Annotated in this window: 19 protein-coding genes and 2 riboswitches; of the genes, 9 read left to right on the forward strand and 10 right to left on the reverse strand. The window is 71.9% G+C overall.

Going from position 1 to position 23,902, the window contains the following annotated elements; all coding sequences use genetic code 11:
• Positions 1-97 precede the first annotated feature (97 nt).
• From ACFYPJ_RS03395 to ACFYPJ_RS03410, 4 genes are all read left to right on the forward strand, one after another.
• The gene (locus ACFYPJ_RS03395; RefSeq protein ID WP_389009639.1) at positions 98-895 is read left to right on the forward strand and encodes a hypothetical protein; all 798 of its coding nucleotides are present in this window, start codon (positions 98-100) and stop codon (positions 893-895) included.
• A gap of 194 nt (positions 896-1,089) precedes the next feature.
• Positions 1,090-2,160, forward strand: coding sequence for a hypothetical protein (locus tag ACFYPJ_RS03400; RefSeq protein ID WP_389009642.1), 1,071 nt, complete (start codon positions 1,090-1,092; stop codon positions 2,158-2,160).
• 310 nt (positions 2,161-2,470) lie between these two features.
• Complete coding sequence (locus ACFYPJ_RS03405; RefSeq protein ID WP_389009645.1) at positions 2,471-3,517, forward strand: hypothetical protein; 1,047 nt, start codon at positions 2,471-2,473, stop codon at positions 3,515-3,517.
• A 230-nt stretch (positions 3,518-3,747) separates the two neighbouring features.
• Complete coding sequence (locus ACFYPJ_RS03410; protein ID WP_389009648.1) at positions 3,748-4,605, forward strand: hypothetical protein; 858 nt, start codon at positions 3,748-3,750, stop codon at positions 4,603-4,605.
• Positions 4,606-4,694: 89 nt separating this feature from the next.
• On the opposite strand, the gene ACFYPJ_RS03415 is transcribed toward ACFYPJ_RS03410, so the two are convergent.
• The 9 genes from ACFYPJ_RS03415 to ACFYPJ_RS03455 form a co-directional block, all read right to left on the reverse strand.
• The gene (locus tag ACFYPJ_RS03415; protein ID WP_389009651.1) at positions 4,695-4,910 is read right to left on the reverse strand and encodes a hypothetical protein; all 216 of its coding nucleotides are present in this window, start codon (positions 4,908-4,910) and stop codon (positions 4,695-4,697) included.
• Between the two features lie 313 nt (positions 4,911-5,223).
• Complete coding sequence (locus tag ACFYPJ_RS03420) at positions 5,224-8,574, reverse strand: GH92 family glycosyl hydrolase (protein ID WP_389009654.1); 3,351 nt, start codon at positions 8,572-8,574, stop codon at positions 5,224-5,226.
• A 451-nt stretch (positions 8,575-9,025) separates the two neighbouring features.
• Positions 9,026-9,439, reverse strand: coding sequence for a transglycosylase SLT domain-containing protein (locus ACFYPJ_RS03425; RefSeq protein ID WP_389009657.1), 414 nt, complete (start codon positions 9,437-9,439; stop codon positions 9,026-9,028).
• 371 nt (positions 9,440-9,810) lie between these two features.
• Positions 9,811-10,680: an ECF transporter S component gene (locus tag ACFYPJ_RS03430; RefSeq protein ID WP_389010135.1), complete on the reverse strand. Its 870-nt coding sequence runs from the start codon at positions 10,678-10,680 to the stop codon at positions 9,811-9,813.
• 71 nt (positions 10,681-10,751) lie between these two features.
• Positions 10,752-12,605 carry an ABC transporter ATP-binding protein gene (locus tag ACFYPJ_RS03435; protein ID WP_389009660.1) on the reverse strand — a complete coding sequence of 618 codons (1,854 nt, stop codon included), beginning with the start codon at positions 12,603-12,605 and terminating at the stop codon, positions 10,752-10,754.
• 57 nt (positions 12,606-12,662) lie between these two features.
• Complete coding sequence (locus ACFYPJ_RS03440; RefSeq protein ID WP_389009663.1) at positions 12,663-14,009, reverse strand: energy-coupling factor transporter transmembrane component T; 1,347 nt, start codon at positions 14,007-14,009, stop codon at positions 12,663-12,665.
• A 24-nt stretch (positions 14,010-14,033) separates the two neighbouring features.
• Positions 14,034-14,690 (reverse strand): SCO2322 family protein, encoded by a 657-nt coding sequence (locus ACFYPJ_RS03445; protein WP_389009666.1) that lies wholly within the window; start codon positions 14,688-14,690, stop codon positions 14,034-14,036.
• Positions 14,687-15,937 (reverse strand): prenyltransferase/squalene oxidase repeat-containing protein, encoded by a 1,251-nt coding sequence (locus tag ACFYPJ_RS03450; RefSeq protein ID WP_389009669.1) that lies wholly within the window; start codon positions 15,935-15,937, stop codon positions 14,687-14,689. The genes ACFYPJ_RS03445 and ACFYPJ_RS03450 overlap by 4 nt, the downstream gene beginning before the upstream one ends.
• 126 nt (positions 15,938-16,063) lie before the next feature.
• A riboswitch (cobalamin riboswitch) is annotated at positions 16,064-16,195 on the reverse strand.
• Between the two features lie 111 nt (positions 16,196-16,306).
• Positions 16,307-17,368, reverse strand: a complete 1,062-nt coding sequence (locus tag ACFYPJ_RS03455) for an MBL fold metallo-hydrolase (RefSeq protein ID WP_389010138.1) — start codon at positions 17,366-17,368, stop codon at positions 16,307-16,309.
• 245 nt (positions 17,369-17,613) lie between these two features.
• Here ACFYPJ_RS03455 and ACFYPJ_RS03460 point away from each other — a divergent pair, with 245 nt between their 5' ends.
• Positions 17,614-19,071 carry an aldehyde dehydrogenase gene (locus tag ACFYPJ_RS03460; protein ID WP_389009672.1) on the forward strand — a complete coding sequence of 486 codons (1,458 nt, stop codon included), beginning with the start codon at positions 17,614-17,616 and terminating at the stop codon, positions 19,069-19,071.
• A gap of 3 nt (positions 19,072-19,074) precedes the next feature.
• Positions 19,075-19,308: a ferredoxin gene (locus ACFYPJ_RS03465; RefSeq protein ID WP_389009675.1), complete on the forward strand. Its 234-nt coding sequence runs from the start codon at positions 19,075-19,077 to the stop codon at positions 19,306-19,308.
• Positions 19,309-19,367: 59 nt separating this feature from the next.
• Positions 19,368-19,543: riboswitch (TPP riboswitch) on the forward strand.
• Between the two features lie 63 nt (positions 19,544-19,606).
• Here ACFYPJ_RS03465 and ACFYPJ_RS03470 read toward each other — a convergent pair.
• Positions 19,607-20,275, reverse strand: a complete 669-nt coding sequence (locus tag ACFYPJ_RS03470) for a TetR family transcriptional regulator (protein ID WP_389009678.1) — start codon at positions 20,273-20,275, stop codon at positions 19,607-19,609.
• A 206-nt stretch (positions 20,276-20,481) separates the two neighbouring features.
• On the opposite strand from ACFYPJ_RS03470, the gene ACFYPJ_RS03475 reads away from it, so the two are divergent.
• The 3 genes from ACFYPJ_RS03475 to ACFYPJ_RS03485 are packed head-to-tail and all read left to right on the forward strand — an operon-like array spanning position 20,482 to position 23,854.
• The gene (locus tag ACFYPJ_RS03475; protein WP_389009681.1) at positions 20,482-22,032 is read left to right on the forward strand and encodes a glycosyltransferase family 4 protein; all 1,551 of its coding nucleotides are present in this window, start codon (positions 20,482-20,484) and stop codon (positions 22,030-22,032) included.
• Complete coding sequence (locus ACFYPJ_RS03480; RefSeq protein ID WP_389009684.1) at positions 22,026-22,787, forward strand: methyltransferase domain-containing protein; 762 nt, start codon at positions 22,026-22,028, stop codon at positions 22,785-22,787. The genes ACFYPJ_RS03475 and ACFYPJ_RS03480 overlap by 7 nt, the downstream gene beginning before the upstream one ends.
• Positions 22,784-23,854, forward strand: coding sequence for a prenyltransferase (locus ACFYPJ_RS03485; RefSeq protein WP_389009687.1), 1,071 nt, complete (start codon positions 22,784-22,786; stop codon positions 23,852-23,854). Before ACFYPJ_RS03480 ends, ACFYPJ_RS03485 begins: the two co-directional genes overlap by 4 nt.
• The last annotated feature ends 48 nt before the right edge of the window (positions 23,855-23,902 follow it).

Here is a 23,902-nt window from a genome sequence, read left to right on the forward strand (position 1 = left end):
GCCGCCTTACTCCGGTCATCGCACCAGCCGCGGTCAGCGATCGGCGACTTCCTTTTCTGCGCTCCTTTCCTCCACTCGGGCGTGCATCATGGTCACCATGCCGATACCGCAGGAACTCGCCCAAGGACAGGAACACCAGGAGCAGGAGCAGCGGAGCCCAGAGAAACTGCACCGACGGCGGGAACAGTTGCAGAGACTGTTGGGACAGTTGCAGAAGCTGTTGAGGCAGCGGGAGGACTCGCTAGAACGGCGGAAGGAATGGTCGGGGCTTCTGCCGGAAGCGACGCCCGACGGACGTCGCCAGGGGTTGGAGGTCCAGCGGAGCGAGCGCGGGCGGCAGCAGGGGATGAGGTATCTGAGTGAGCGGATGCTGGAGCTTGCCGGGGAGCTGCTGACGTATGTGGCCCCCGAGGTTACGGATGTTCCGCAGCTGGGAGCGACCCAGAAGGAATTCGAGGAGGTCGACCAGCGCGAGGCGGAGCAGCTGAAGCAGGAGATCGAGGAGCACAGCGAGCACAGGGAGGAAGGGCCGCTGCCGGGATCGGAGCAGGAACAGCTGCTGCCACACGAGCTGCGGGAGCGAATGTACGGGGCGGGAAAGAAGGTTCAGGCACAGATCGACGACCTGAAGCAGTCGAATGACCGGTCTGAGCGCCCGGTTCATTCGGAGGTGCAAAGGCTGGCCGAGCAACTCGGCTATGTGCCCTCGGCACTGGCGAACGCCATCCAGGGCCACAGCGGCATCAACAGCTCCGTCGCGTCGGCGGCTGCCGACTATTCGTCGGGAGTGAACAGCAGGCAGTCCTCATCACCCGCACCGCGCCCGGAGACGGCCGCTCCGGTGAGCACGACCACCGTGGGGGCTTCCCGCGTCGAGAAACGACGCTCGCGCTGAATGCCACGGGTGTCACCGTGTCTACCGGTTCCTGTTGCACCTGACTTGAGGATCGGGACGCCGGACTGCTGGAACGGCGCGACAGTGCAGGTCGGGCGCAGTGAAGATCCGGCACGGGTGGGTGAACCGGATAATGGTGCGACGAGTTGTCGTGGGGTCGCAAACACACGGAGAACGAAGGAGCGCGGAACGTCATGCCACAGAACAGCGATGAAACCCCTGACGAAAGAAGGCGCCGACTCAATCGGGAATCGGCCGCAAGAAGAAAGAGGGAGAACCCGGCCTACAACGCTGCTAAGAGGGAGTCGGTGCGGGAGCGGAAGAAGGCAGGGGGGGATTTGGGGCGCGCTGAAGAAATGCGGAAGGAGGAGGCAGAAAAGGCGCGGGCACTGAGGGAACGGTACCGTGTCGAGCAGGAATCGCCTCTGCCGAGGATTGCGGCGAAGCAGGTGTATGAGCTTTATCGGCAGCGGCTGGGGTGGCCCGAGGTGCCGCCGACGGGGTTGCGGGTGGCGGTGGCTCGGACGAGTCTCGGTTGGCCGGGTTGGAAGCCGGTCGTGGTGCGGCTGGAGGGTGGCCCGGAGCATGCGTCGGTGCCGTCGTTCATCGCCGATCCTGCGCTTGACCTGACGAACTCCAGAGTGAGGGCGTCAATGGGGCCCGAGGGGTTGCACGGGCAAGCCTACGAGACGGCGCGTCATTTTCAGGATCTGCTGAAGTCTTTGCCGCATGTCGAGGGGGACGGGGGGCATGCCGAGTCCTTGTCGTCGTATGCGGACCAGGGCACCGGCGTCAGTCTTGAGCAGGGGGAGGCACAGCATGGGTACTTCGACGGTGTGGACGTGGACGAAATCGCGGACGCGGTGACACGCAGCGGACTCGGCGGCATGATCCACGGCGCTGACGCGGCGTGGACGGCGCCCGGTTCTTGGCCTGGGCCGTTCCATGCGGTCGAGCTCGGCGTGAGCGGATACGACGGGTACCCGGTGGACGCACTGTCGCAGGGGATGCGGGAGATGACGATCGCAGCGCCCGCGTCTGCTCAGGGGGGATACCGGGTGGCGTACTCGCCCTGGGACAACCCCTACGGCGAGGGCAGCAGCCGTGTGGCGGACCCGCAGTTGAACACCGCCGGGGGACAATCGCTGGTCCCGGGGGCCACGGCGTACCTGCCGCCTTCGCAGCCCGCAGGCTTCGGCGACGAGCCACCGGCCCGAGAGGCGCGGGTGTACCGCCACCGCACAAGGCACACCCGGACACGGTGAGAAACCGCTGTCTGCCGGGGATGCCGGACTGCTGGAACGGCTCGGCGGTGCCGGTGGACGACCGTTCGCCGCCTCTCCGGTGCGGTCAGGGTTCCGTGGCTGCACGGCGGGGGCGGTGTCGGTCGGGTGGAGTGGGGATCCGGCGCCGGTCGGGCTGGTGAACCGGCTGGTGGTGCGGCGCGTTGCAGGGGTGTCGGAAACACCTGGAGATGAAGGAGCACGGAACACAATGCCACGGATAAGTGGTCTTCCAGGAGTCGAAAAAGACAGCAGGAGACGAATCGCGAAGCTACAGGACTGGGAGAGGCAGATGAAGCTTCGGGAGGCGGCGAAAGGAAGTAAATGGCAGACGCGGAACATCAGCCGTCAGCTTTTTTGGGCACGGGCAGAGGTTGCGCAGGACAAGAATCTCTTGCAGAGCGTGGCAGGGGACGTGTGGAAGGATTATCAGCCGGAGTTGCAGGGGCCCGAGAAGCCGCCGGTGGGGTTGAAGGTGGCGCTGGCTTGGGAGAGCCTCGGTCTGTCGGGTCGGAAGCCGGTCATGGTGGAGGTGTCGGAGTCGACGGGTGGCCCGTCGAGTCCGCTGGTGCCGCCGTTCATAGCCGATCTTTCGCTTGAACTGGGGCAGCCCGGGGTGTGGCGCATATTGGCGGACGAGGAGAAGTTGGGCGAGCAGGTCCGCATGGCGGCGTTGGGCCTGCACCGTCGTCTGAAACCTTTGCGCGGTGTCGAGGCGTCCGGGCAGGACGTTGTGGCCGCGTCGTATGCGCGCCAGGGCGCCGGCGTTCATGGGCAGGGCGAAGTGCAGTGGGAGGACACGAAGTCGATGTTCGACGGTTTGGACGTGGAAGCCGTCTGGATGGCGGAGGGGGACGCATGGCAGGAGTCGGCACGACGCAGCGGCCTGTACTCGGAGTCGGCTGCGTATGGATTTTTGCCTGGGCATGAGGTCGCGGCCGTAGGACAGAACCCGCTTGAGTACCCCAGCCACGGTGTCGGCTCTGATCCGGTGTTCGCGTCCGGCTACTGGCCTGACCCGGTCAATCCTTTCGCGTCCAACATGGCCGAATACGACGGATATTCGCACCCCGAGGGGACGTGGTCGGCCCTTCCCGGGGTGGACCCACGGTCGGCTCGGACGGGATCCCGGGTGGCGTTCTCGCCCTGGGACAACCCCTACGGCGAGGGCAGCAGCCGTGTGGCGGACCCGCAGTTGAACACCGTCGGGGGACAATCGCTGGTCTCGGGGGCCACGGCGTACCTGCCGCCTTCGCAGCCCGCAGGCTTCGGCGACGAGCCACCGGCCCGAGAGGCGCGGGTGTACCGCCACCGCACAAGGCACACCCGGACACGGTGAGAAACCGCTGTCTGCCGGGGATGCCGGACTGCTGGAACGGCTCGGCGGTGCCGGTGGACGACCGTTCGCCGCCTCTCCGGTGCGGCCAGGGTTCCGTGGCTGCACGGCGGGGGCGGTGTCGGTCGGGTGGAGTGGTGATCCGGCGCCGGTCGGGCTGGTGAACCGTGCGGTGGAGCGGCGAGTTGTAGGGGTGCCGGAAAATCCTGGAGAACGAAGGGACGCGGAACGCCATGCCATCGAACAACGACAAGCCTGAATCCCGAGAAGCCAAAAAACGCCGAAAAGAGCGGGAGCGGTTGCAAAGAAAACGGGCGACTCCGGGTTACGTCGATGCGGAGCGGGAGCGGGACCAGCACCGGAAGCGGGAGCGGGACCAGGAGCGACAGGCCGATCCGCAGGGGTACGAGGCAAAGCAGATGGAGCGGAATCTGGAGCTGTCACGGAGGCAGATGAATCCGGAGTACCGCGCCCAAAAACAGCGGGAGGCGGACCAAGTCCACGGGCGGGACTATCGGGCACGGAAACGTGGTGATCAGGAACCACGTTGGTCGGGTCGAAGGCCGGTCGTGGTGGAGTTGGAGGTGCCGCAGTTGGAGGGTGGTCCGTCGGGTGCGTCGTTGCCGTCGTTCTCGCCGTACGCGGGCCAGGGTGTCGACGTCCCTCCTGCTCAGGACGAGGCACAGGCCGAGTACCTGGATTCGATGTTTGGCAACGTGGACACAGAGGCACTACTCCACGGTGTGAATATGGATGAAGTGGCAGAGGACTGGCTAAGGGGCCCCAGCCACGGTGACGGCTTTGATGCGGCGTTCGCGGCCCCCGCCCCCGTGTCTGCTCAGACGGAATACCAGGTGGCCTACTCGTCCTGGGCCCATCACCACGTCGATCCCGCTGCTCAGGGCACCAGTTGGAGCGCGGCGTACCCGCCGTCGAACACCTCCGTGGCCCATGCGCTGGACTCGCAGATCACGTCGTTCCCGCCGCCTGCGCCGTCCACCGGCTGGAACACCGGTACACAAGGGAACACCGGCCACCGGCCCGACAGGCAGGCGCAGGCGAAGCACTGGCGGTCCGGCCAGGGACGGTAAGAGGCCGCAGACCTTTCGATCCTGAGCCGTGGCGCTCACTCGAACGCGGCTTCCCGGTCGGGCCGCTCACTCCGACCCCACGGGCACGGTCACGCGCTGCCCTTCGGCAGGGCCGCGGCGCTGGACGCCGAGCCGATGCGCGAGGACAGGGCGCCCTTGACGACGGCGAGGCCGGCCGGAATCGCGGCGACGGCGGCGGCTTTGGCGGCGGACAGGTCGATGACGCTGGACGCCAGGAGCAGACCGAGGAACGCCTCCAGGTAGGTGGCGATGGTGCGTTCGGCGAGATCGGTGAGGAGCTTCATGGTTTTCCTCCGGGGAGGCAGGCGTGTGCGTGAGGGCCTTGACCTTCGGCCTGGGTGGTGGGACCGGGGGGCCGCCGACGGCGACGAGCCGCTTGACCAGTGCGGTGAAGACGGGGGGACGATGTCCTGCCGAGCGCGAACTCCCGGTGCTACGTGAAGGATGCCTCGCCGGAGCACTGCTCGAACGTCGGGTTCGGGCGCAGATGACGAAGGCCCGCTCAGCCCCGGCGCTTTCCCGGGGTTGAGCGGGCCTCGGCGTGGCCGGACACGGCGGAAGCGGTGTCAGTCGGCCGTGGCGGTCACGGGGCGGTCGTCAGGCGGTCGCCACCGCGAACACGTGCAGGATGCCGCCGTTCGTCGTGGCCGGCAGGGTCACGCTCGCCAGCGTCTTGCCCGCCTGGAGCGCGATGGGCGCGGTGGCGAAGACCTCCGTACCCACCGGGTCCTTGCCGCCGCCCTGCACATCACGGTAAGTGGTGTGCACCGCGACCGTGTTGCCGTACGACGGCGACTGCGAACCGCCGCCGAGCGTCCAGTCGCTGAAGCCGAGTTCGGCCTGCTGCGTCGTCCCGTCGGTGTACGTGAGCGTCACCGTGCCGCTCGCCGCGCCCTCCGCCGCGCTGCCCAGGAAGCTCAGCTTCGTGGCACCGGCGGCCGACGGCACCGCGAGCACCTGGTCGCCCCCGACGACCTCGATGTTGTCGGGGTCACCGGCGGCGGCGCTCGGCCAGGTGAAGTCGAAGCCGCCGGAGGAGACGGTGCCGCCCGGGGTCGCGCCGGCCGCGGCGAGCGCGGCGGCCGAGTAGCTCCAGCCCTCACCGTCGAAGTTGGCCTGCGGGTTGGCGTCGTCCTCGGAGATGCCGTTGCTGTTGACGTTCCACAGCATGCTGTTCTTCGCGGCGACGGTCACCGACGCGGACGTCTTCGGCAGCGCCGCACCGGTCGACGAGGTGAGCGTCACCGGGATGGTGTAGAAGCCCTCCTTGGTCCCGGCGGACGCCGTGACGGAGACCTTCGCGCTGACCGAACCGCCCGCGGGCACCGTGAAGTCGCCCTCGGCCGGGGTCACCGTGATACCGGCCGGCGGGCTCGCCGTCCAGTGCACCTTGGTGTCCTCGTTCTGGAGCGTCTGCACCTTGACGCTGGTGGCGACGGCGTCACCGCCGGGCTCCGCCTTGAGCTGCGCCGGGGTGACCCCGGTGAAGAACTTCACTCCGCCGCCCGGGAATGACGGCGGGGCGTCGGCCTTGGCGCTGCCCCAGGAGGTGTCGGGCTTGGCACCCAGCGTGTAGTCCAGGGTGCCGCCACGGGTGACGAACGAGGCGGGGACCCACGGCTTGTCGGACTTCCTGCCGTCGGTCTTCAGGCCCTGGACGTAGATGTTGTCCGCGGACGCCGCGGGGGCGTTGACCGTGATCGTCTTGTTCTTCCCGGTGTGGATCACGGCGCGCGGGAACAGCGGCGCCGAGAGCACCATGTCGGCGCGGCCCGGAATCTGCGGGTACATGCCGAGCGCCGAGAAGACGTACCAGGACGACATGGTCCCGGCGTCGTCGTTGCCGGGGATACCGCCCGGGGTGTTGGACCACAGCTGGTCCATCTCCGCGCGGACCGTCTCCTGGGTCCTGTACGGCGTGCCCAGGTAGTTGTACAGGTACGGCGCGTTGATGTCGGGCTCGTTGGTCGGGTCGTAGCGCGTGTCGTCCTTCGCGGAGAAGTCGAAGGCGCCGTCCGGGGTGCGGAAGAAGGAGTCCAGCCGGGACACGGCCGCGTCGTTGCCGCCCATCGCGCTCGCGAGGCCCGCCACGTCGGAGTAGACCATCCAGGTGTAGCGGGCGCTGGTGCCCTCGACGAACCCGGCGCCGGTGCCCGGCGTGAACGTACCCGCCCAGGTGCCGTCGGACTTCCGGTCCCGGATGTAGCCGCCCTGCGGGGTGGCGTTCGGATCGAAGACGTTGCTCCAGTTGCCGGAGCGGTCGAGGAACGTCTTCTCGTTCGCGCGGTCGCCGACCTGCCCGGACAGCGCGGACAGCGCGTAGTCGGCCGCCGCGTCCTCCAGCGTCTCGGCGGCTCCGCCCCAGCAGTGGCAGCCGTCGGCCGGTACGTAACCGAGCTTCAGGTACTTGTCCAGCGCCGGGCGCTGGCCCACGCACTCGACGTTGCAGCCCGCGCTGTCGGAGTCGTTCGCCGTCGGCACGGTCGCCGCGGTGATCAGCGACTTCAGGGCGCCCTTGACGTCGAAGTCATGACCGCCGAAGGCGTAGACGGAGGCGACCGCCGGGGCTGACGGGTCGCCGGACATCACGCTCGTCTTGCCGTTCTCCAGCAGCCAGCGGTCCCACTCGCCGTCCCGCTGGGTCGCGTAGTTGAACAGGGACTGCGCGTAGTCGCTGCCCGCCTTCGGGTTCAGCAGCGTCATCAACTGCACCTGGGCGCGGTACTGGTCCCAGCCGGAGAAGGTGCCGTACTGCGCCTGTTGCCCCTTGGCCAGCCTGTGCGGCTTGCGGTCGGCGCCCAGGTAGCGGCCGTCGACGTCGCTGGTGAGGGTCGGCTCCAGCATCGAGTGGTAGAGCGCGGTGTAGAAGGTGGAGCGCTGGTCGTCGCTGCCGCCGCTCACCTCGACCTTGCTCAGCTCCCGCTTCCAGGCCGCCTGCGCCTGGGACTTGACGGCGTCGAAGGTCTTGGCGGGCGGGTTCTCCGCGCGGAGGTTGGCCTCCGCGTTCTGCGCGCTGACGTAGGAGACGGCCACCTTCGCCTGGACGCCGGCGGTGCCCGCCGGGAAGGTGACGTACGCGCCCGAGCCCTTGCCGGCCACCGGGTTGCCGGACGAGCTGAAGCCCGTACCGCCCTTCGCGGAGGCGGAGTCCGGCTGCAGGGTCCCGTCCGTCCAGGTGCCCACCTTGGCGAACGGCTTGTCGAAGTGCGCCGTGAAGTACAGCGTGTAGAGGTCCTTGCGGTTGTTCGCGCTCTGCGGACCGCAGAAGTTGCCCGCGCTGACCGAACCGGTCACGGTCCGCTCGGCGGCGTTCACCTGGACGTCGGCCGCGGTGCTGCCGCTCTCCGAGTTGGACGTGCGGAACAGCATGCTGGCGGGCTTGTCCGCGGGGAAGCCGAACCGGCCCGTGCCGGTGCGCGGGGTGGCCGTCAGATCCGCGGACGCGCCGCTGTCCAGCCGCACCTTGTAGGAGCCCGCCGACGCCGTCTCGTTCGCGTGCGAGAAGGTGCTGGCGTACTTGGCGTCGGTGGTGTCGGCCGTGGGGGAGGAGTCGACGTCGCCCACGTACGGCATGATCGGGATGTCGCCGTTGGCCCCGGAGCAGCCGACGCCGTTGAGGTGCGTCAGGCTGAAGCCGCGGATCTTCGTCGCGTTGTACTGGTAACCGCCCGGAGCGGGCGTCGAGACCTGGTTGCCGCGGGAGTTCTGCGGGCTCCAGGCCAGCATGCCGAACGGCTGGACGGCACCGGGGTAGGTGTTGCCCGCGTTGGCCGAGCCGATCAACGGGTTGACGTAGGAGACCGGATCCTTGACCGCGCCCGGGCCCGCTTCGGCCGAGGCGGGCGTGGCGGTCGCGGCCATCGCCAGGGCCGCGACCGCGGTCGCGGCGACGGAGGCGAGGGCTCGCCGTCTGGGACGAGCCTGGCCCTCCACTTGAGTCTGACGCACCAGTGAGCCTGACACCGCTCCTGCCCTTCGTGTCTGATGGAAGATCAGAGCGCGCCGATGACGGGCGCGCTCGCCTCCACGCGGAAGTGTGCTGACAGCGTTGTCAGTTCTCGGACCTGCATGCAGACAACGTTGTCAAGGAACGCGAGGATGCTCCCCCTGTATTCGAGCGGTGTCAAGAGTCGGGGAAGCCGGGGCCGCTGGTGGTGGGGTGGCGGGAGGGGTGCCAAGTGGGGTGCCGGGCGGGTGGCCTGAGTGGTTGCCGGTTGTGTGGGTGGGTGGCGTGACGTCGCTGTTGGGGGTGGGTGGCGGGTGTGGTGTGGCGGCACTGTCGCGGGCGGGCGCGTTAGTTGTTGCCGGTTGTGTGAGCGGTCGTCGGTGGTGCGGGCGGACAGCACGGCACCCCCGCCAGGGGTGGGCGGGGGTGCCGTTGCAGAGGAGGCGGTGTTGCTCAGTACCAGCCGTGGGACTGCCAGAACTTCCAGGCGCCGACCGGGCTGCCGTAGCGGGAGTTCATGTAGTTCAGGCCCCACTTGATCTGAGTGGCCGGGTTGGTCTTCCAGTCGGAGCCCGCGGACGCCATCTTGGAGCCCGGCATGGCCTGGAACAGGCCGTAGGCGCCGGAGAGCTGGTTGGCGGCGGAGGCGTTCCAGCCGCTCTCACGCGTGACGATCTCGTTGAACGCGTTCCACTGTGCGGCGTCCGGGATCATCTTCTTCGCCATCGCCTGGACGGGAAGGCCCGTAGGGGTGGCGGCCTGGGCGGCCGTCGAGGCCAGCGCCGTGCTGGTGGTCGCCGCAACCAGGGCGGCGACCGCGATGGCCTTCTTGGGGGTGGCGATGCGGCGGATGCGGGAGACGGACACGTAGAACCTCTTGCGTCGGGGACAGAACTCGCGCCGTACGCCGTCGGCACCTCCGTTTCCGGCGGCGGGGCGTACGTCGGCGCCGTGACCCGGAAAGGGTGTCGGCGCCTGGCGACGGACCCAGAGAAGCAGGCCCGGAATGGGTAGGCAATGACCCCTTTTACTAGTTGTGGCCGAATTGGCGGGAACGGTGGGGTATGCGGGGTGGCGCGCGCGGTGCAGGTCAGTGGGGGTGCGTTAGTGAGCAAAACGGACACAATGGGCTACTGTCCGACGTCGTAGGTGATCTGCGTCATGTGGGGTGCCTCACCCGCCGCCCGGGCATCGTCCGCGCGTCGCGCACGGACCGCGTACGGGCGCTCACCAGGCGGTCATCGATCCGCGGCGTCGAAGGTGACCGGGGTCTCGAAGGCGGCCCGCCGGGTGGCCCGGCGCAGCGCGCGCAGCAGCGCCGGGCCGAGGGTGAGGGTCAGCACCACCGTGCAGGCGGCCCGGCCCAGGTCCCAGCCCAGCGAGGTCGCCAGGCAGTAGGCGACGAACCGGGCCAGGTTGCCGGGGACCGCGGCCTGCGGGTCGAAGGAGATGTTCGAGGCGAGGGCGCCCAGGAAGGGCCAGCCCGCGAGGTTCATGACGGTTCCGTAGGCGAACGCGGCGAGAAAGCCGTAACCGGCCAGCATGAGGAGTTCACCGCGCCCGCGCAGCCGGTCCGGGCCCGGCAGCAGGCCCGCGCCCATGGCGAACCAGCCCATCGCCAGCATCTGGAACGGCATCCACGGCCCCACCCCGCCGGTGAGCAGCGCGGACGCGAACATGGTGAGCGAGCCCAGTACGAAGCCGAAGCCGGGGCCGAGGACACGTCCGCTGAGCACCATCAGGAAGAACATGGGCTCGATCCCGGCCGTGCCCGCGCCGATCGGCCGCAGCGCCGCCCCGGTCGCGGCCAGCACGCCCAGCATGGCCACGGCCTTCGGTCCGAGACCCGACTCGGAGATCGCCGCGGCGACCACCGCGAGCAGCAGCACCAGCAGCCCCGCGAACAGCCACGGCGCGTCCTGGGCGTGGGCGCTGATCCGGGAGGCGGGCGGGGCGAGGAAGGGCCAGCCGAAGGCGACCACGCCGACCGCGCCGACCAGGACGAGCGCGGCGGCGGAACGGGGTCCGAGGCGGACGGCGCGGGCCTGGGGGGTCGGCGGGGGCGACGACGGTGACGGGGGCGGCGACAGCGGCGATGGCGGGGGCATGGGTGTGGTCGGGGGAACCGGGGTGGATGGGCCGGCGTTCGGCTTCGCCGGCCGGTCCGTGGGGTGTTCGGTCATGTCAGGGCCTCCCGTATCTGGGCGACCGTGAGCCATTCCTGCGGGGCGAGGATCTTGGTGACCTGCGGGGCGAAGGACGGCGAGGAGACCACGATGTGGGTGGTCGGGCCGTCGGCGATCACCTCCCCGTCGGCGAGCAGTACCACCCGGTGCGCCAGTTCGGCGGCCAGCTCCACGTCGTGCGTGGCCAGGACGACGGCGTGCCCCTCGGCGGCGAGCCCGCGCACCAGCGCGACCAGGCGGGCCTTGGCCGCGTAGTCGAGGCCGCGGGTCGGCTCGTCCAGCAGGAGCAGCGGCGGGCGGGCGGCCAGCACCACGGCCAGCGCGAGCGCCAGCCGCTGCCCTTCGGAGAGGTCACGCGGATGTGTGTCGTCGGTGATGCCCGGCAGCAGTTCGGACACCAGCGCACGGCAGGTACCGGGCGCGGCGCCCGCGTCCCGGTCGGCGGCGGCGCACTCGGCGCCGACCGTGTCCGCGTACAGCAGGTCGCGCGGGTCCTGCGGGACCAGGCCGACCCGGCGGACCAGTTCGCGGGGCGGGGTGCGGTGCGGGACGGCACCGCCGACCCGGACGCTGCCCGCGGTCGGCGCGACCAGTCCGACCAGGGAGCCGAGCAGCGTGGACTTCCCGGCGCCGTTGCGGCCCATCAGGGCGACGATCTCCCCGGGTCCGACACCGAGGTCGACCTGCCGCAACGCGTGGATCCGCCCGCGCCGTACCGCCAGCGCCCGTACCTCGGCGACGGGTACGCCGACGACGTGTACCGGGCCGGTGCCGTCGGCGGCCCGAAGGGGTACGGCGGACCGCCCGGCCGGCCGTGACGACGCCACGGCCGCCGGGCGACGGCGCAGCAGGGTCCGGCCGACCGAGCGCCTCGCCCGACCCGGCAGCCGCGTTCGCCCGCCGGACCCGGACGCGGGCGGGCTCACCGCACCGGCGTCATCGGCATCAGAGGTGTCAGAGGTGGGGGCAGGGGTCGGCGGGGGCGAGTCCGGGCCGGGGGCCGAGGCGGGGGACGTGCGGGAAGGGGCGTGGCCGGTGAGGCGGGTGCGCAGGGGGGCCGCCCTGCGGCGGGCGTCCCGCACCGTCAGGGGGAGCGGGTGCCAGTCGGCCAGCCGGCCGAGGTCCACCACCGGCGGGTACACCGGCGAGACGGCCATCACCTCGGCCGGGGCGCCGAGCACGGGCGCGGCGCCCGGCGCGGGCAGCAGCAGCACCTGGTCGGCGTACTGGACCACCCGCTCCAGCCGGTGTTCGGCCAGCAGGACCGTCGTGCCCAGGTCGTGGACCAGCCGCTGGAGCACCGCGAGGACCTCCTCCGCGGCGGCCGGGTCCAGCGCCGACGTGGGCTCGTCGAGGACCAGTACCCCGGGGTGCGGGGTGAGCACCGAGCCGATCGCGACCCGCTGCTGCTGGCCGCCGGAGAGGGTGGCGATGGGCCGGTCCCGCAGCTCGGCCAGCCCGAGCAGGTCCAAGGTCTCCTCCACCCGCCGCCGCATCACCGCCGGCGCGAGCCCCAGCGACTCCATCCCGTAGGCGAGTTCGTCCTCCACCGTGTCCGTCACGAAGTGCGCGAGCGGATCCTGGCCCACCGTGCCGACGACGTCGGCGAGTTCGCGCGGCCGGTGGGTACGGGTGTCGCGGCCCGCGACCGTGACCCGGCCGCGCAGGGTGCCGCCGGTGAAGTGCGGGACGAGGCCGCTCACCGCGCCCAGCACCGTCGACTTGCCGACGCCGGACGGACCGACGAGCAGCACCAGCTCACCTTCCGGGACCTCGAAGTCCACGCCTCGCACGGCCGGTTCGACGGCCCCGTTGTACGTCACGCTGACGTCCTCGAAGCGGATCACGAGGGCTCCTTGGGGATCACGACGGTTCCTCGGGGGTCACGACGGCTCCTTCGGGCATCACGACGGCTCCTTGGGGACCACCAGGGCGGGAAGCAGGGCGAGGAGTACGGCCGCCGCCGGCCACAGGGGCAGCGCGGGCGCGGTGAGCGGGACGACCCCGGGGTTGAGGGCGGCCGGGTCGCGGGCCGCGGCGAGGGCGAGCAGCGCGGCGACCGCGGCACCGGACCCGGTGACCAGCCAGGCGCGGGCGTTCCACGGGTCGGGCCGGTACCGGGTGCGCGGCGAGCGCCGGCCGCCCAGCCGCAGCCCCGCGAGGGCGGCGACGGCCCCGGCGAGCAGCACCGGCAGTCCGTAGCCGCCGCCCGCGGCGGTGAGCAGCCCGTACGTTCCCGCGCAGACGCCGAGCAGACCGCCCAGAGTCAGCCCGGCGGTGGTACGGCGGACGGCGACGGGCACGTCGGCACTGCGGCCGTAACCGCGCGCGTCCATCGCGGCGGCGAGCGCGACGGAACGTTCCAGGGCGCCTTCCAGGACCGGCAGGCCCACCTGGAGCAGGCCCCGCACACCGCGGTCCGGGCGGCCCCGCAGCCGGCGGGCGGAGCGCAGCCGCTGTACGTCGGTGATCAGGTTCGGCGCGAAGGTCAGCGCGACGACCACGGCCACGCCGATCTCGTACAGGGCGCCCGGCAGGGACTTGAGCAGCCGGGCCGGGTTGGCCAGGGCGTTGGCCGCGCCCACGCAGATCAGCAGCACGGCCAGTTTCAGACCGTCGTAGAACGCGTAGACCAGCGACTCGGCGGTGACCCGGCCGCCCAGCCGGATGCCCTGCGCCCAGTGCGGGAGCGGGACTTCGGGGAGGGTGAGCAGGACGTGCGTGCCGGGGATCGGGGAGCCGAGGACCACCGCGAAGACCAGGCGGATGACCAGCACGGCGAGCGCGAGCTTGGCGAACGCCGTGTAGGAGCGGGCCCAGGGGGCGGTACTGCGGTGGGTGGCCACCACATAGCCCGCCGCCGCGACGAGCAGTCCGAGCAGCAGCGGATTGCTGGTCCGGCTGGCCCCGACCCCGAGCCCGATCGCCCAGCCCCACCAGGCCCCGGGGTGCACGACCGTACGCGGCCGCCGCGCCGTGCCGCCCTCGCGGCCCGCAGCCGTCCGCTCCGCGCGCGCCGACTTCACAGCCACCCGCTCCTTGCGGGCCGATTTCGCAGCCGTCCGCTCGTCGCGAGCCGACTCCGAGGCGGCCGAGGCGCGCGTGCGGCCGTCGCCGCGCGTGCTGCCGCCGTGCGGGGTGCTCGCGTCGTGGGCGTGGTCGGCGCCGCGGGCGCCGCTGCCGTCGCCCGCGCCGGGCGTGGGTCCGTGCGGGACGGGGGGCGACGCCCGGCGGGCGCGGCCCTCACGCATTCCCGTGCCTACGCATTCCCGTGCCTACGCATCCCGGCGCCGTCGGGCCTGCCAGACGGCCGCCGTGCCCAGCAGGACGACCGCCGCCCCGCCCGCCCACAGGCCGAGCGACGGCCCGTTGCCGTCGTCCTCGCCCGCCGCCGGCCGCTTCGCGGCGGCCGTCGGCTTGCCGTCCCTGGCCGCCACCTGCTCGCCGCAGCCCTTTTTCGGGTATCCGGCGATGGCGCACAGGAGGGCGTTGGAGTCGTAGCGCAGCGGTCCCGCGACGGCCGCCAGGGCCTCGGCCGTCGTCGCGTCGGGGGCGAGCACCGCGCAGGCGGTCCGCGCCGTCGGCGGTGCCTCGGCGGCGGGCGCGTCCGCCGCCGTACCGAAGTCGATGACCAGCGCCACCCGCTTGCGGCCGTCCCGCGCGGGCGTGTGCGCGCAGATCTCGGCGAAGCGGGTCGTGCCGCGCGGGTACGTCGCGTCGGCGGAGTCCTCACTCACCGCGAACCGGAAGCCCTGGACGGCACCGTCGGCGGGGCGGGCCAGCGACGGACCCTCGGTGGCGTACGTCCACCGGTCGCCCGTACGGTCCCAGAAGGACCAGTAGCGGTAGCCGGCGGCCTGCGCCTGGCCCGTGCCGCCCCAGAGCAGGAGCGCGGCCAGCAGCAGGAGCACACCGCGGCGCGGCCCGGTCACAGCTGCCGCTTCCTGCGGCCGCTGAGCAGGAAGCCGATGCCGACGCCCGCGACCAGACCGGTGCCGATGATCCACCAGAGGCCGGTGCCCGAGCCGCCGTTGTCGTCCTTTTGGTCCGACGCGTCCGAGGCGTCGCCCGGTCCGGCCTGCCGGGCCGCCTGCGGCGCCGGGCCGGTCGCGCCCAGCGCCCGCACCAGGTCCGTACCGCCGAAGTCGCGCGGGTCCGTGCCGGTCGCGTGTGCCGCGAAGATCAACTGCGCGTAGGCGGCCGGTCCGTTCTGCTTCGCCCAGGCCGCCGCGTCCTTCTCCAGCCACGCCAGCGGCTTCGCGGCCCGGTCCGCACCGCCCTGCGCGGCGAGCGCGACCACCGCGTCGGCGGTGTTGCCGTAGTCGGGCTGTTCGGGGGCGCCCGCGAGCGCGGAGGTGAGGTGGCCGTCCTTGGCGACCGCCCGGGCGAGGTAGGCGGCGCCGTCGGCCGCGGCCCGTTCGGGGGTGGGCTTGTGGGTGCCGGCGCAGTCCGTGCCGGGCGCCCCGCTCGGCGCGTCGCCCGCTGTGGCCGCCTTCGCGGTGAGGCCCGCGCCCAGCAGGCCGACCACGGCCGCCGCGGTGGCGTCCGCGTTGGCCGCCAACTTGCCCTTCTTGTCCGGCTGGTAGGCGAAGGCGCCGCCGTCGTCGCCGGAGCAGGGCAGGGCAAGAGCGAGCAGCGCGTCGTACGGCGTCCGGCCGTTCTTGACCACTGCCGCGGGCCGCTCACCGGCCGCCGCGAGCGCGCCGATGACGACGCCCGTGGAGTTCGCGTCGCTCGCGCCGCCCGGCGTGTACCCCCAGCCGCCGTCCTTGTTCTGCACCGACTTCAGCCAGGTCACGGCCTTGCCGACGGCGCTGTCGTGGCCGCCGGTCGCGGTCAGGGCCTGAACGGCGGCGGAGGTGCTGTTGGTGTCGACCACCACCTTGGCGTCGCAGGCCCGCCCCGGATCGGCGCGGAACGCGGCGAACGCCCCGTCCGCACACTGCTGTCCGGTCAGCCAGTCCACGGCCTTGGCGGCGGGCGTCACGGACGCGGTGCGCTGGGCGAGCAGCGCCAGCGACTGGCGCCAGACGCCGTCGAACTTCGGATCCGCGTCGCCGTACAGCCCGGACGGGAGGGCCGTCGACGGGGACGGCGAAGGGCTCGCGGCCAGGGCGGGTGACGCGGCGGCGAGCACGCCGACGGTGGCCAGGACCGCTGCACTGCGGCGGACGTTCATGCTCGGCGGGTGCCTCTCTTCGCGGGTCGGTTCGCGAGGAAGCCGGGCAGCACGGGACACCCCGGGCGGCTCGGCCCCGTAAACCTCGACGGTGCCGTGCGCGGGCGGTTGCCGACGCACCTGAGCCGGTCACGTTCCGTTTGGGGCAGTCCGGCTCACCGGGCCTTGACGGCCGGTTCACGGTTGCGGGTCAGCGCCGGAATTGCACCGGCTTCCCCCCGTACGGGTCTGATGACGACCCCATCACTCTACCGGCCCCCCTCCGGACCCCCGAGGGGTGGCCGTGACAGACGGCCGTGCGGCGGGGCGGGCCGGTCACGTGGTGCGGGGAAAGCGGTCCGGGAGAGGGCCGCCGTCGTGCGGTCCCGGTCAGGTGGTCCTGACGTACCTCAGCGGGTCGGTGCCCGGTACCGGTTCGGCCCGGCCCTGCTTCACCAGGCGGCGCAGATGGGCCTCGGCCTCCGCGACGGCGATGTTCCGGGAGGGGTGCGGGATCTGCGGCCAGGGCCGGTTCCACTCCATCCGCTCGGCCAGTTGCCAGGGCGTGAGCGGTTCGACGAGCTGGGTCAGCAGTCCGGCCAGCCGCTCCTCGTGATGCGCGAGCAACTCCTGTACGCGGGCCGGTCCGCCGGTGAACGCGTACTGGTGGGCCGGCAGTACCTCGGCGGGGGCCAGCCGGCCGATGCGCTCCAGGGAGTCGAGGTAGTCGCCGAGCGGGTCGATGGCCTCCGCCCAGTTCTCGGCGCCGTTGCGGCCGGTGGAGTTCGCCTGGGCGGACGGGTCCTCGTACAGGCCGATGTGCGGGGTGATCTTCGGGAGCAGGTGGTCGCCGGAGAACAGGCGGCCGTGTCCCGGCAGCCCGGCGGGGTGCTCCTCCTCCAGGTGCAGACAGACGTGGCCGGGGGTGTGCCCCGGCGTCCAGACGGCGCGCAGCCGGCGGCCGGGCAGGTCCAGGAGGTCGCCGGGGACGATCTCGCGGTCCGGGAGAGCGGGCGGTCGCCGTTGCAGGACGCCGGGTATGCGCAGGACCGCCAGATGTTCCTCCGGGGCACCGGTCGCGGCGAGTTTGGCGCTCATGTAGTCGAGCCAGCGCTCGGGGCGTGCCTCCCGGTTGCGCCGTACCACCGCGGTGTCGGCCGCGTGCATCGCCACCCACGCGCCGGACGCCTCGCGGACCTGGCCGGAGAGCCCGTGGTGGTCGGGGTGGTGGTGGGTGATGACGATCCCGTGGATCTCCGCCACCGAGGTGCCGCAGGCCGACAGTCCGGACACCAGCGTGTCCCACGACGCCGGGTCGTCCCAGCCGGTGTCGACCAGCACCGGGCCCCGGTCGGTGTCCACGACGTACACCAGTGTGTGACCGAGCGGGTTGTCCGGTATGGGCACCGCCACGGACCGCACACCGCCGCCGTGATCGAACGTCTCCACCATCATGGCCTCCCCGCCCCACTATAACTAGAACCGGTTCCATCGGTTGCCCCGGGCGCCCGCCGGTTCCGGAAGCCGGAGCCTGGCGGCTGCGCGGGTTGGCGCGATGCGATGCGGCGTGTGGCGGCCGGTCGGGCGATGCGGTGGTTCGGCCGAGTGGGTGGCGTCCTGCCGTGGACTAGTGCGCGGAGAACTGGTATCCGTTTCTGATACAGCGTCAGAAATCGTGCCGCAGGAGGCAGTCGGCCATGACCGAGCTCGTGGAACACGGACAGCTGTTCATCGGCGGGGAGTTGACCGATCCCCTGGGCGGGGACGTCATCGAGGTGATCTCCCCGCACACCGAAGAGGTCATCGGCCGCGTCCCGCACGCCTCGCCGGCCGATGTGGACCGGGCCGTCGCCGTCGCCCGGACCGCGTTCGACCAGGGACCCTGGCCCCGGATGAGCCTCGACGAGCGGATCGCGGTCGTCACCCGTATCAAGGACGGCATCGCCGCCCGGCACGAGGAGATCGCCCGGGTGATCTCCTCCGAGAACGGCTCGCCGTACTCGTGGAGCGTCCTCGCGCAGGCGCTCGGCGCGATGATGGTCTGGGACTCGGCGATCACCGTCGCCCGCGGCCACACGTACGAGGAGACGCGCGACGGGGCGCTCGGGAAGATCATGGTGCGGCGCGAGCCGGTCGGGGTGGTCGCCGCCGTGGTCCCCTGGAACGTCCCGCAGTTCGTCGCCGCCGCCAAGCTCGCGCCCGCCCTGCTCGCCGGCTGCACGGTGATCCTCAAGCCGTCCCCCGAGTCACCGCTCGACGCGTACGTCCTCGGCGAGATCGCCCGTGAGGCCGGGCTGCCGGAGGGCGTGCTGTCGATCCTGCCCGCCGACCGCGAGGTCAGCGAGTACCTGGTCGGGCACCCCGGCGTCGACAAGGTCTCCTTCACCGGCTCGGTGGCGGCGGGCAAGCGGGTCATGGAGGTGGCCGCGCGCAACCTCACCCGGGTCACCCTGGAACTCGGCGGCAAGTCGGCGGCGGTCGTGCTGCCGGACGCGGACGTGGCGACCGCGGTCGCGGGCATCGTCCCGGCGGCCTGGATGAACAACGGCCAGGCGTGCGTGGCCCAGACCCGCATCCTGCTGCCCCGGTCCCGCTACGACGAGTTCGCGGACGCCTTCGCGCAGGCCGCGAGCGCGCTCACGGTCGGCGACCCGCTGGACGCGGCCACCCAGGTCGGCCCGCTGGTCGCCCGGCGCCAGCAGCAGCGCAACCTCGACTACATCCGCATCGGCCAGGAGGAGGGCGCCAAGGTCCTCACCGGCGGCGGCCGGCCGGCGGGCCTGGAGCGCGGCTGGTACGTCGAACCGACCCTCTTCGGCGACGTCGACAACTCGATGCGGATCGCCCGGGAGGAGATCTTCGGGCCGGTCATCTGCCTGCTGCCGTACGGCGACGAGGCCGAGGCGCTGAAGATCGCCAACGACTCCGACTACGGACTGTCCGGCAGCGTGTGGACGGCCGACGCCGGGCACGGCGTCGAGATCGCCCGGCAGGTGCGCACCGGCACCTACTCGGTGAACACCTTCAGCCTGGACATGCTCGGCCCGTTCGGCGGCTACAAGAACTCAGGTCTGGGCCGGGAGTTCGGGCCCGAGGGCTACGACGCCTACCTGGAGCACAAGATGATCCACCTGCCGGCGGGCTGGGAGGCGTAGGCGATGGGCGACCGCTGGCACATCGAGGTCGACCGCTCCGTCTGCATCGGCTCGGCCCAGTGCGTCCACCACGCCCCCGACGGCTTCCGCCTCGACTCCGGGCGCCAGTCCCGGCCCGTCGAGGCGGACACCGACGCCAGTGAACAGGTGCTCGCGGCGGCGGAGAGCTGCCCCGTGGAGGCCATCGTGATCACGCTGGCGGCGGGCGGGGAGCCGGTATTCCCGCCAGAAGAGTAAATTCTTCACGTTTGGGGTTTTATGTCCCGCTTGGGGAGTTCTATGCTGGTGGTGGCCTACGAGGCGAGTGAGGGAGTTCGACCGGAGTAGCCGACTCGGGCGAGACGCGGAAGCATCCGCCGGGGCCGACGTCGACGGTAGGGCTGAGAGGCCGGAAGGCAGTGGTCGGGCCCGAAGGCGACCTCCAATACCTGATCCGGACAATACCGGCGAAGGGAACCCGTCTCGTAGGTTTTCACCTGCTCGGGCCGGCTCAGGCCCTCTTCGGCCCGGTGCTCCGGCCGTCTCCGGCCCGGTGTCACCGCCGCCCCCGGGGGGTCCGCTGGGTCTGCTGGGCCTCCGGGGCCGTCAGGTCGATCAACCGGCACACCGTCTCGATGTCGATCTTGACCTGGGCGATGGAGGCGCGGCCCGAGAGCCAGGTGATCAGGGCCGAGTGCCAGGTGTGCTCGATGACCCGGACCGCGGACAACTGCTCCATGGTCGGGTTCTCCAGGCCCATCGCGTCCAGCACGAGCGCCGTGGTCTGCCGGGACACCTGGTCGACCTCGGGGCTCACGCTGCGGTCCGCGAAGGTCAGGGCGCGCACCATGGCGTCGGCCAGATGCGGCTCGCGCTGCAGGGCGCGGAAGGCCCGCATCAGCGTCTCGGCGACCCGCTCGGCCGCTGTCTCGCCCAGCGGGGGCTTGCGGCCCAGCGTGCCGTGCAGGTGCTCCAGCTGGTCCTGCATGGTGGCGACCAGCAGATGCACTTTGGAGGGGAAGTACCGGTACAGCGTGCCCAGTGCCACCTGGGAGGACTCGGCGACCTCCCGCATCTGCACCGCGTCGAAGCCGCCCCGGCTGGCCAGCTGTGCGCTCGCGTGCAGGATCCGGCGGCGGCGGGCCTCCTGCCGCTCCGTGAGGGGCGACGAGGCCGGCTGCCTCGATGGGGCGGCGCTGGCGTCCGCCTTGGCTTGCGCAGGCATGGGTCCCGCTCCGTGACAGTCGGTGAAGGCTGGTGATCGCACAGCATGGTAGGGCGGGCCGTGGCGTGAATCACCCGATCCTGTGCTCACGGCACTCCTACTTGCCGGTAGATTCAGAGCCTCTTGAACGATCAAGTCTGGAACTTGTTCTAGATTAGCGTCCCGGCGTAATCTCGCGGGACAGCGCAGGGAGAGGGGGGCCCGGAGTGACCGCTGAGGCCAGGGGCGCGGGAGCGGAAGACCCTCCCGCAGCCGGTGCGGAGCCCGCCCTGACCGAGCGGAGCCGAGGAGCCGGGGGCGGGACCGAAGAGTCGCTGCGCATCGCGCTGCTCACCTACAAAGGGAACCCGTTCTGCGGCGGACAGGGCGTCTACGTCCGCCACCTCTCCCGCGAACTGGCCCGCCTCGGCCACCGGGTCGAGGTCATCGGCTCCCAGCCCTACCCCGTCCTCGACGAGGGCCACCCCGGACTCACCCTGACCGAGCTGGCGAGCCTCGACCTCTACCGTCAGCCGGACCCCTTCCGCACCCCCCGGCGTGCCGAGTACCGGGACTGGATCGACGCCCTCGAAGTCGGCACGATGTGGACCGGCGGCTTCCCCGAACCGCTCACCTTCTCGCTCCGCGCCCGCCGCCAACTGCTCGCCCGCCGCGGCGAGTTCGACGTCGTGCACGACAACCAGACGCTCGGCTACGGGCTGCTGGGCGACCTCGGCGCCCCCCTGGTCACCACCGTCCACCACCCCATCACCGTGGACCGGCAGTTGGAGCTGGACGCCGCCGACGGATGGCGCCGCCGCTCCTCGGTGCGCCGCTGGTACGGCTTCACCCGCATGCAGAAGCGGGTCGCCCGCCGCCTGCCGTCGATCCTCACCGTCTCCGGCACCTCACGCCAGGAGATAGTCGACCACCTCGGGGTGCGCGACGACCGTATCCACGTCGTCCACATCGGCGCCGACACCGACCTGTTCGCGCCGGATCCGGCGGTGCCCGTGACACCGGGCCGGATCGTCACCACCGCCAGCGCCGACGTGCCGCTCAAGGGCCTCGTCTTCCTGGTCGAGGCGCTGGCGAAGGTACGGACCGAGCACCCCGGCGCGCATCTCGTCGTCGTCGGCAAGCGGGCCGAGGCCGGACCGGTCGCCCAGGCCGTCGAGCGGTACGGCCTTGAGGGCGCCGTCGAGTTCGTGAAGGGCATCACGGACGCCGAACTGGTCGACCTGATCCGCTCCGCCGAGGTGGCCTGCGTGCCGTCGCTGTACGAGGGTTTCTCGCTGCCCGCCGCCGAGGCCATGGCCACCGGCACCCCGCTGCTCGCCACGACCGGCGGGGCGATCCCCGAGGTGGCCGGCCGGGACGGGGAGACCTGCCTGGCCGTACCGCCCGGCGACGCGGGAGCACTGGCCACCGGCCTGAACCGGCTCCTCGGCGACCCGGGCCTGCGCACCCGCCTCGGACACGCGGGCCGCGAACGGGTCCTGCGCCACTTCACCTGGGCCCGCGCCGCTGAAGGAACGGTTGCCCACTACCGCGAGTCCATCGCCCGCGCAGGCCGAACGCGGGCCACCCGTGCGGGTGCGCGGCGCGGTCGCCCGCAGCCTTCGCCGTCCGGCGGCGGGCCCGTCCCCTCGGCCGGCCGGGCCGAGGCCGGGCCGGGGGCGGTCGGTCGTGCCGTGGCGTCCGGCGCTCCCGTCGTATCCGCTACCACCGCAGGCACCGACCCCGACCCCGACCGCGAAAGCAGGGCCACGTGCTGACCGTCGACTTCACCCGGTTCCCGCTCGCCCCGGGCGACCGCGTCCTTGACCTCGGCTGCGGAGCCGGCCGGCACGCCTTCGAGTGCTACCGGCGGGGCGCGCGGGTCGTGGCGCTGGACCGCAACGGCGAGGAGATCCGCGAGGTCGCCAAGTGGTTCGCGGCCATGCGGGAGGCGGGCGAGGCGCCCGCGGGCGCCACCGCCACCGCGATGGAGGGCGACGCCCTCGCGCTGCCCTTCCCCGACGAGTCCTTCGACGTCGTCATCATCTCCGAGGTGATGGAGCACATCCCCGACGACAAGGGCGTACTCGCCGAGATGGCGCGGGTGCTCAGGCCGGGCGGCCGCATCGCGGTCACCGTGCCGCGCTACGGGCCCGAGAAGGTCTGCTGGGCGCTGTCCGACGCCTACCACGAGGTCGAGGGCGGCCACATCCGCATCTACCGCGCCGACGAACTGCTCGCGAGGATCCGCGGCGCGGGCCTCAGGCCGTACGGCACCCACCACGCGCACGCCCTGCACGCGCCGTACTGGTGGCTGAAGTGCGCCTTCGGCGTCGACAACGACAAGGCGCTGCCGGTGCGGGCGTACCACAAGCTGCTGGTCTGGGACATCATGAAGAAACCGCTCGCCACCCGGGCCGCGGAACGGGCGCTGAACCCGGTGCTGGGCAAGAGCTTCGTGGCGTACGCGACCAAGCCCCACCTCGCCGGGGTGCCCGGGGCGCCCGAGGACTCCGAGGCGGCCACCCGGTGACCACGCCCCGGACAGAACACCTCGTCCTGCCCGGGGTCCTCACGGCCGGGCAGGCCGCCGCGACCGTGCGCGGTCTGCTCGCCGTGCAACGGGAGGACGGCGCGATCCCCTGGTTCCGCGGCCACCACCTCGACCCGTGGGACCACATCGAGACCGCCATGGCCTTCGACGCGGCGGGCGAACACGCGGCGGCGGACCGCGCGTACGCCTGGCTGGCCCGCCACCAGAACGACGACGGCTCCTGGTACGCGGCCTACGCGGACGGCGCGCACGACGACGTCACGGACCGCGGGCGCGAGTCCAACTTCGTGGCGTACATAGCCGTCGGCGTCTGGCACCACTACCTCGCCACCGGCGACGACACCTTCCTCGACCGCATGTGGCCGATCGTGTACGCGGCAGTGGAATGGGTGCTGCGGCTGCAACGGCCCGGCGGCCAGATCGGCTGGCGGCGCGCGGACGACGGCACCGCCACCACCGACGCGCTGCTCACCGGCAGTTCCTCCGTCCACCACGCGCTGCGCTGTGCGCTCGCCATCGCCGAGCAGCGTGAGGAGCCCCAGCCCGACTGGGAGTTGGCCCTCGGCGCGCTGCGCCACGCGATCCGCCGCCACCCCGAGCGGTTCCTCGACAAGAGCCGCTACTCGATGGACTGGTACTACCCGGCCCTGGGCGGCGCGCTGCCGGCGACGGAGGCCCGCTCCCGCCTGGCGGAGGGCTGGGACCGCTTCGTCGTGCCCGGCCTCGGTGTCCGCTGTGTGGTGCCCAACCCCTGGGTCACCGGCGGCGAGTCCGCCGAACTCGCGCTCACCCTGTGGGCGATGGGCGAGTCCGACCGCGCCCTGGAGATCCTCCGGTCCATCCAGCACCTGCGCGATCCGGCCTCCGGCCTGTACTGGACCGGCTACGTCTTCGACGACGACGCCCTCTGGCCGCGCGAACTCACCACCTGGACGGCGGGCTCCCTGCTGCTCGCCGTGGCCGCGCTCGGCGGCCACGAGGCCACCTGTGAGGTGTTCGGCGGCGCCCACCTGCCGCACGGCCTCGACCCCGACTGCTGCGCGTAGCGCTGCGCGGGCCGGGCCCGCGCAGCGGGGTCCGTACACCCTCTGCAC

Source organism: Streptomyces sp. NPDC006012, assembly GCF_042871185.1.
Classification (GTDB): domain Bacteria; phylum Actinomycetota; class Actinomycetes; order Streptomycetales; family Streptomycetaceae; genus Streptomyces.

Excerpts from the sequence above, each read along its gene's own strand:
- ACFYPJ_RS03430 (WP_389010135.1), bottom strand. The coding sequence starts at position 10,680 with ATGCCCCCGCCATCGCCGCTGTCGCCGCCCCCGTCACCGTCGTCGCCC.
- ACFYPJ_RS03415 (WP_389009651.1), bottom strand. The coding sequence starts at position 4,910 with ATGAAGCTCCTCACCGATCTCGCCGAACGCACCATCGCCACCTACCTG.
- ACFYPJ_RS03450 (WP_389009669.1), bottom strand. The coding sequence starts at position 15,937 with ATGAACGTCCGCCGCAGTGCAGCGGTCCTGGCCACCGTCGGCGTGCTC.
- ACFYPJ_RS03405 (WP_389009645.1), top strand. The coding sequence starts at position 2,471 with ATGAAGCTTCGGGAGGCGGCGAAAGGAAGTAAATGGCAGACGCGGAAC.
- ACFYPJ_RS03395 (WP_389009639.1), top strand. The coding sequence starts at position 98 with ATGCCGATACCGCAGGAACTCGCCCAAGGACAGGAACACCAGGAGCAG.
- ACFYPJ_RS03410 (WP_389009648.1), top strand. The coding sequence starts at position 3,748 with ATGCCATCGAACAACGACAAGCCTGAATCCCGAGAAGCCAAAAAACGC.
- ACFYPJ_RS03455 (WP_389010138.1), bottom strand. The coding sequence starts at position 17,368 with ATGGTGGAGACGTTCGATCACGGCGGCGGTGTGCGGTCCGTGGCGGTG.
- ACFYPJ_RS03460 (WP_389009672.1), top strand. The coding sequence starts at position 17,614 with ATGACCGAGCTCGTGGAACACGGACAGCTGTTCATCGGCGGGGAGTTG.
- ACFYPJ_RS03470 (WP_389009678.1), bottom strand. The coding sequence starts at position 20,275 with ATGCCTGCGCAAGCCAAGGCGGACGCCAGCGCCGCCCCATCGAGGCAG.
- ACFYPJ_RS03400 (WP_389009642.1), top strand. The coding sequence starts at position 1,090 with ATGCCACAGAACAGCGATGAAACCCCTGACGAAAGAAGGCGCCGACTC.
- ACFYPJ_RS03465 (WP_389009675.1), top strand. The coding sequence starts at position 19,075 with ATGGGCGACCGCTGGCACATCGAGGTCGACCGCTCCGTCTGCATCGGC.
- ACFYPJ_RS03440 (WP_389009663.1), bottom strand. The coding sequence starts at position 14,009 with ATGCGTGAGGGCCGCGCCCGCCGGGCGTCGCCCCCCGTCCCGCACGGA.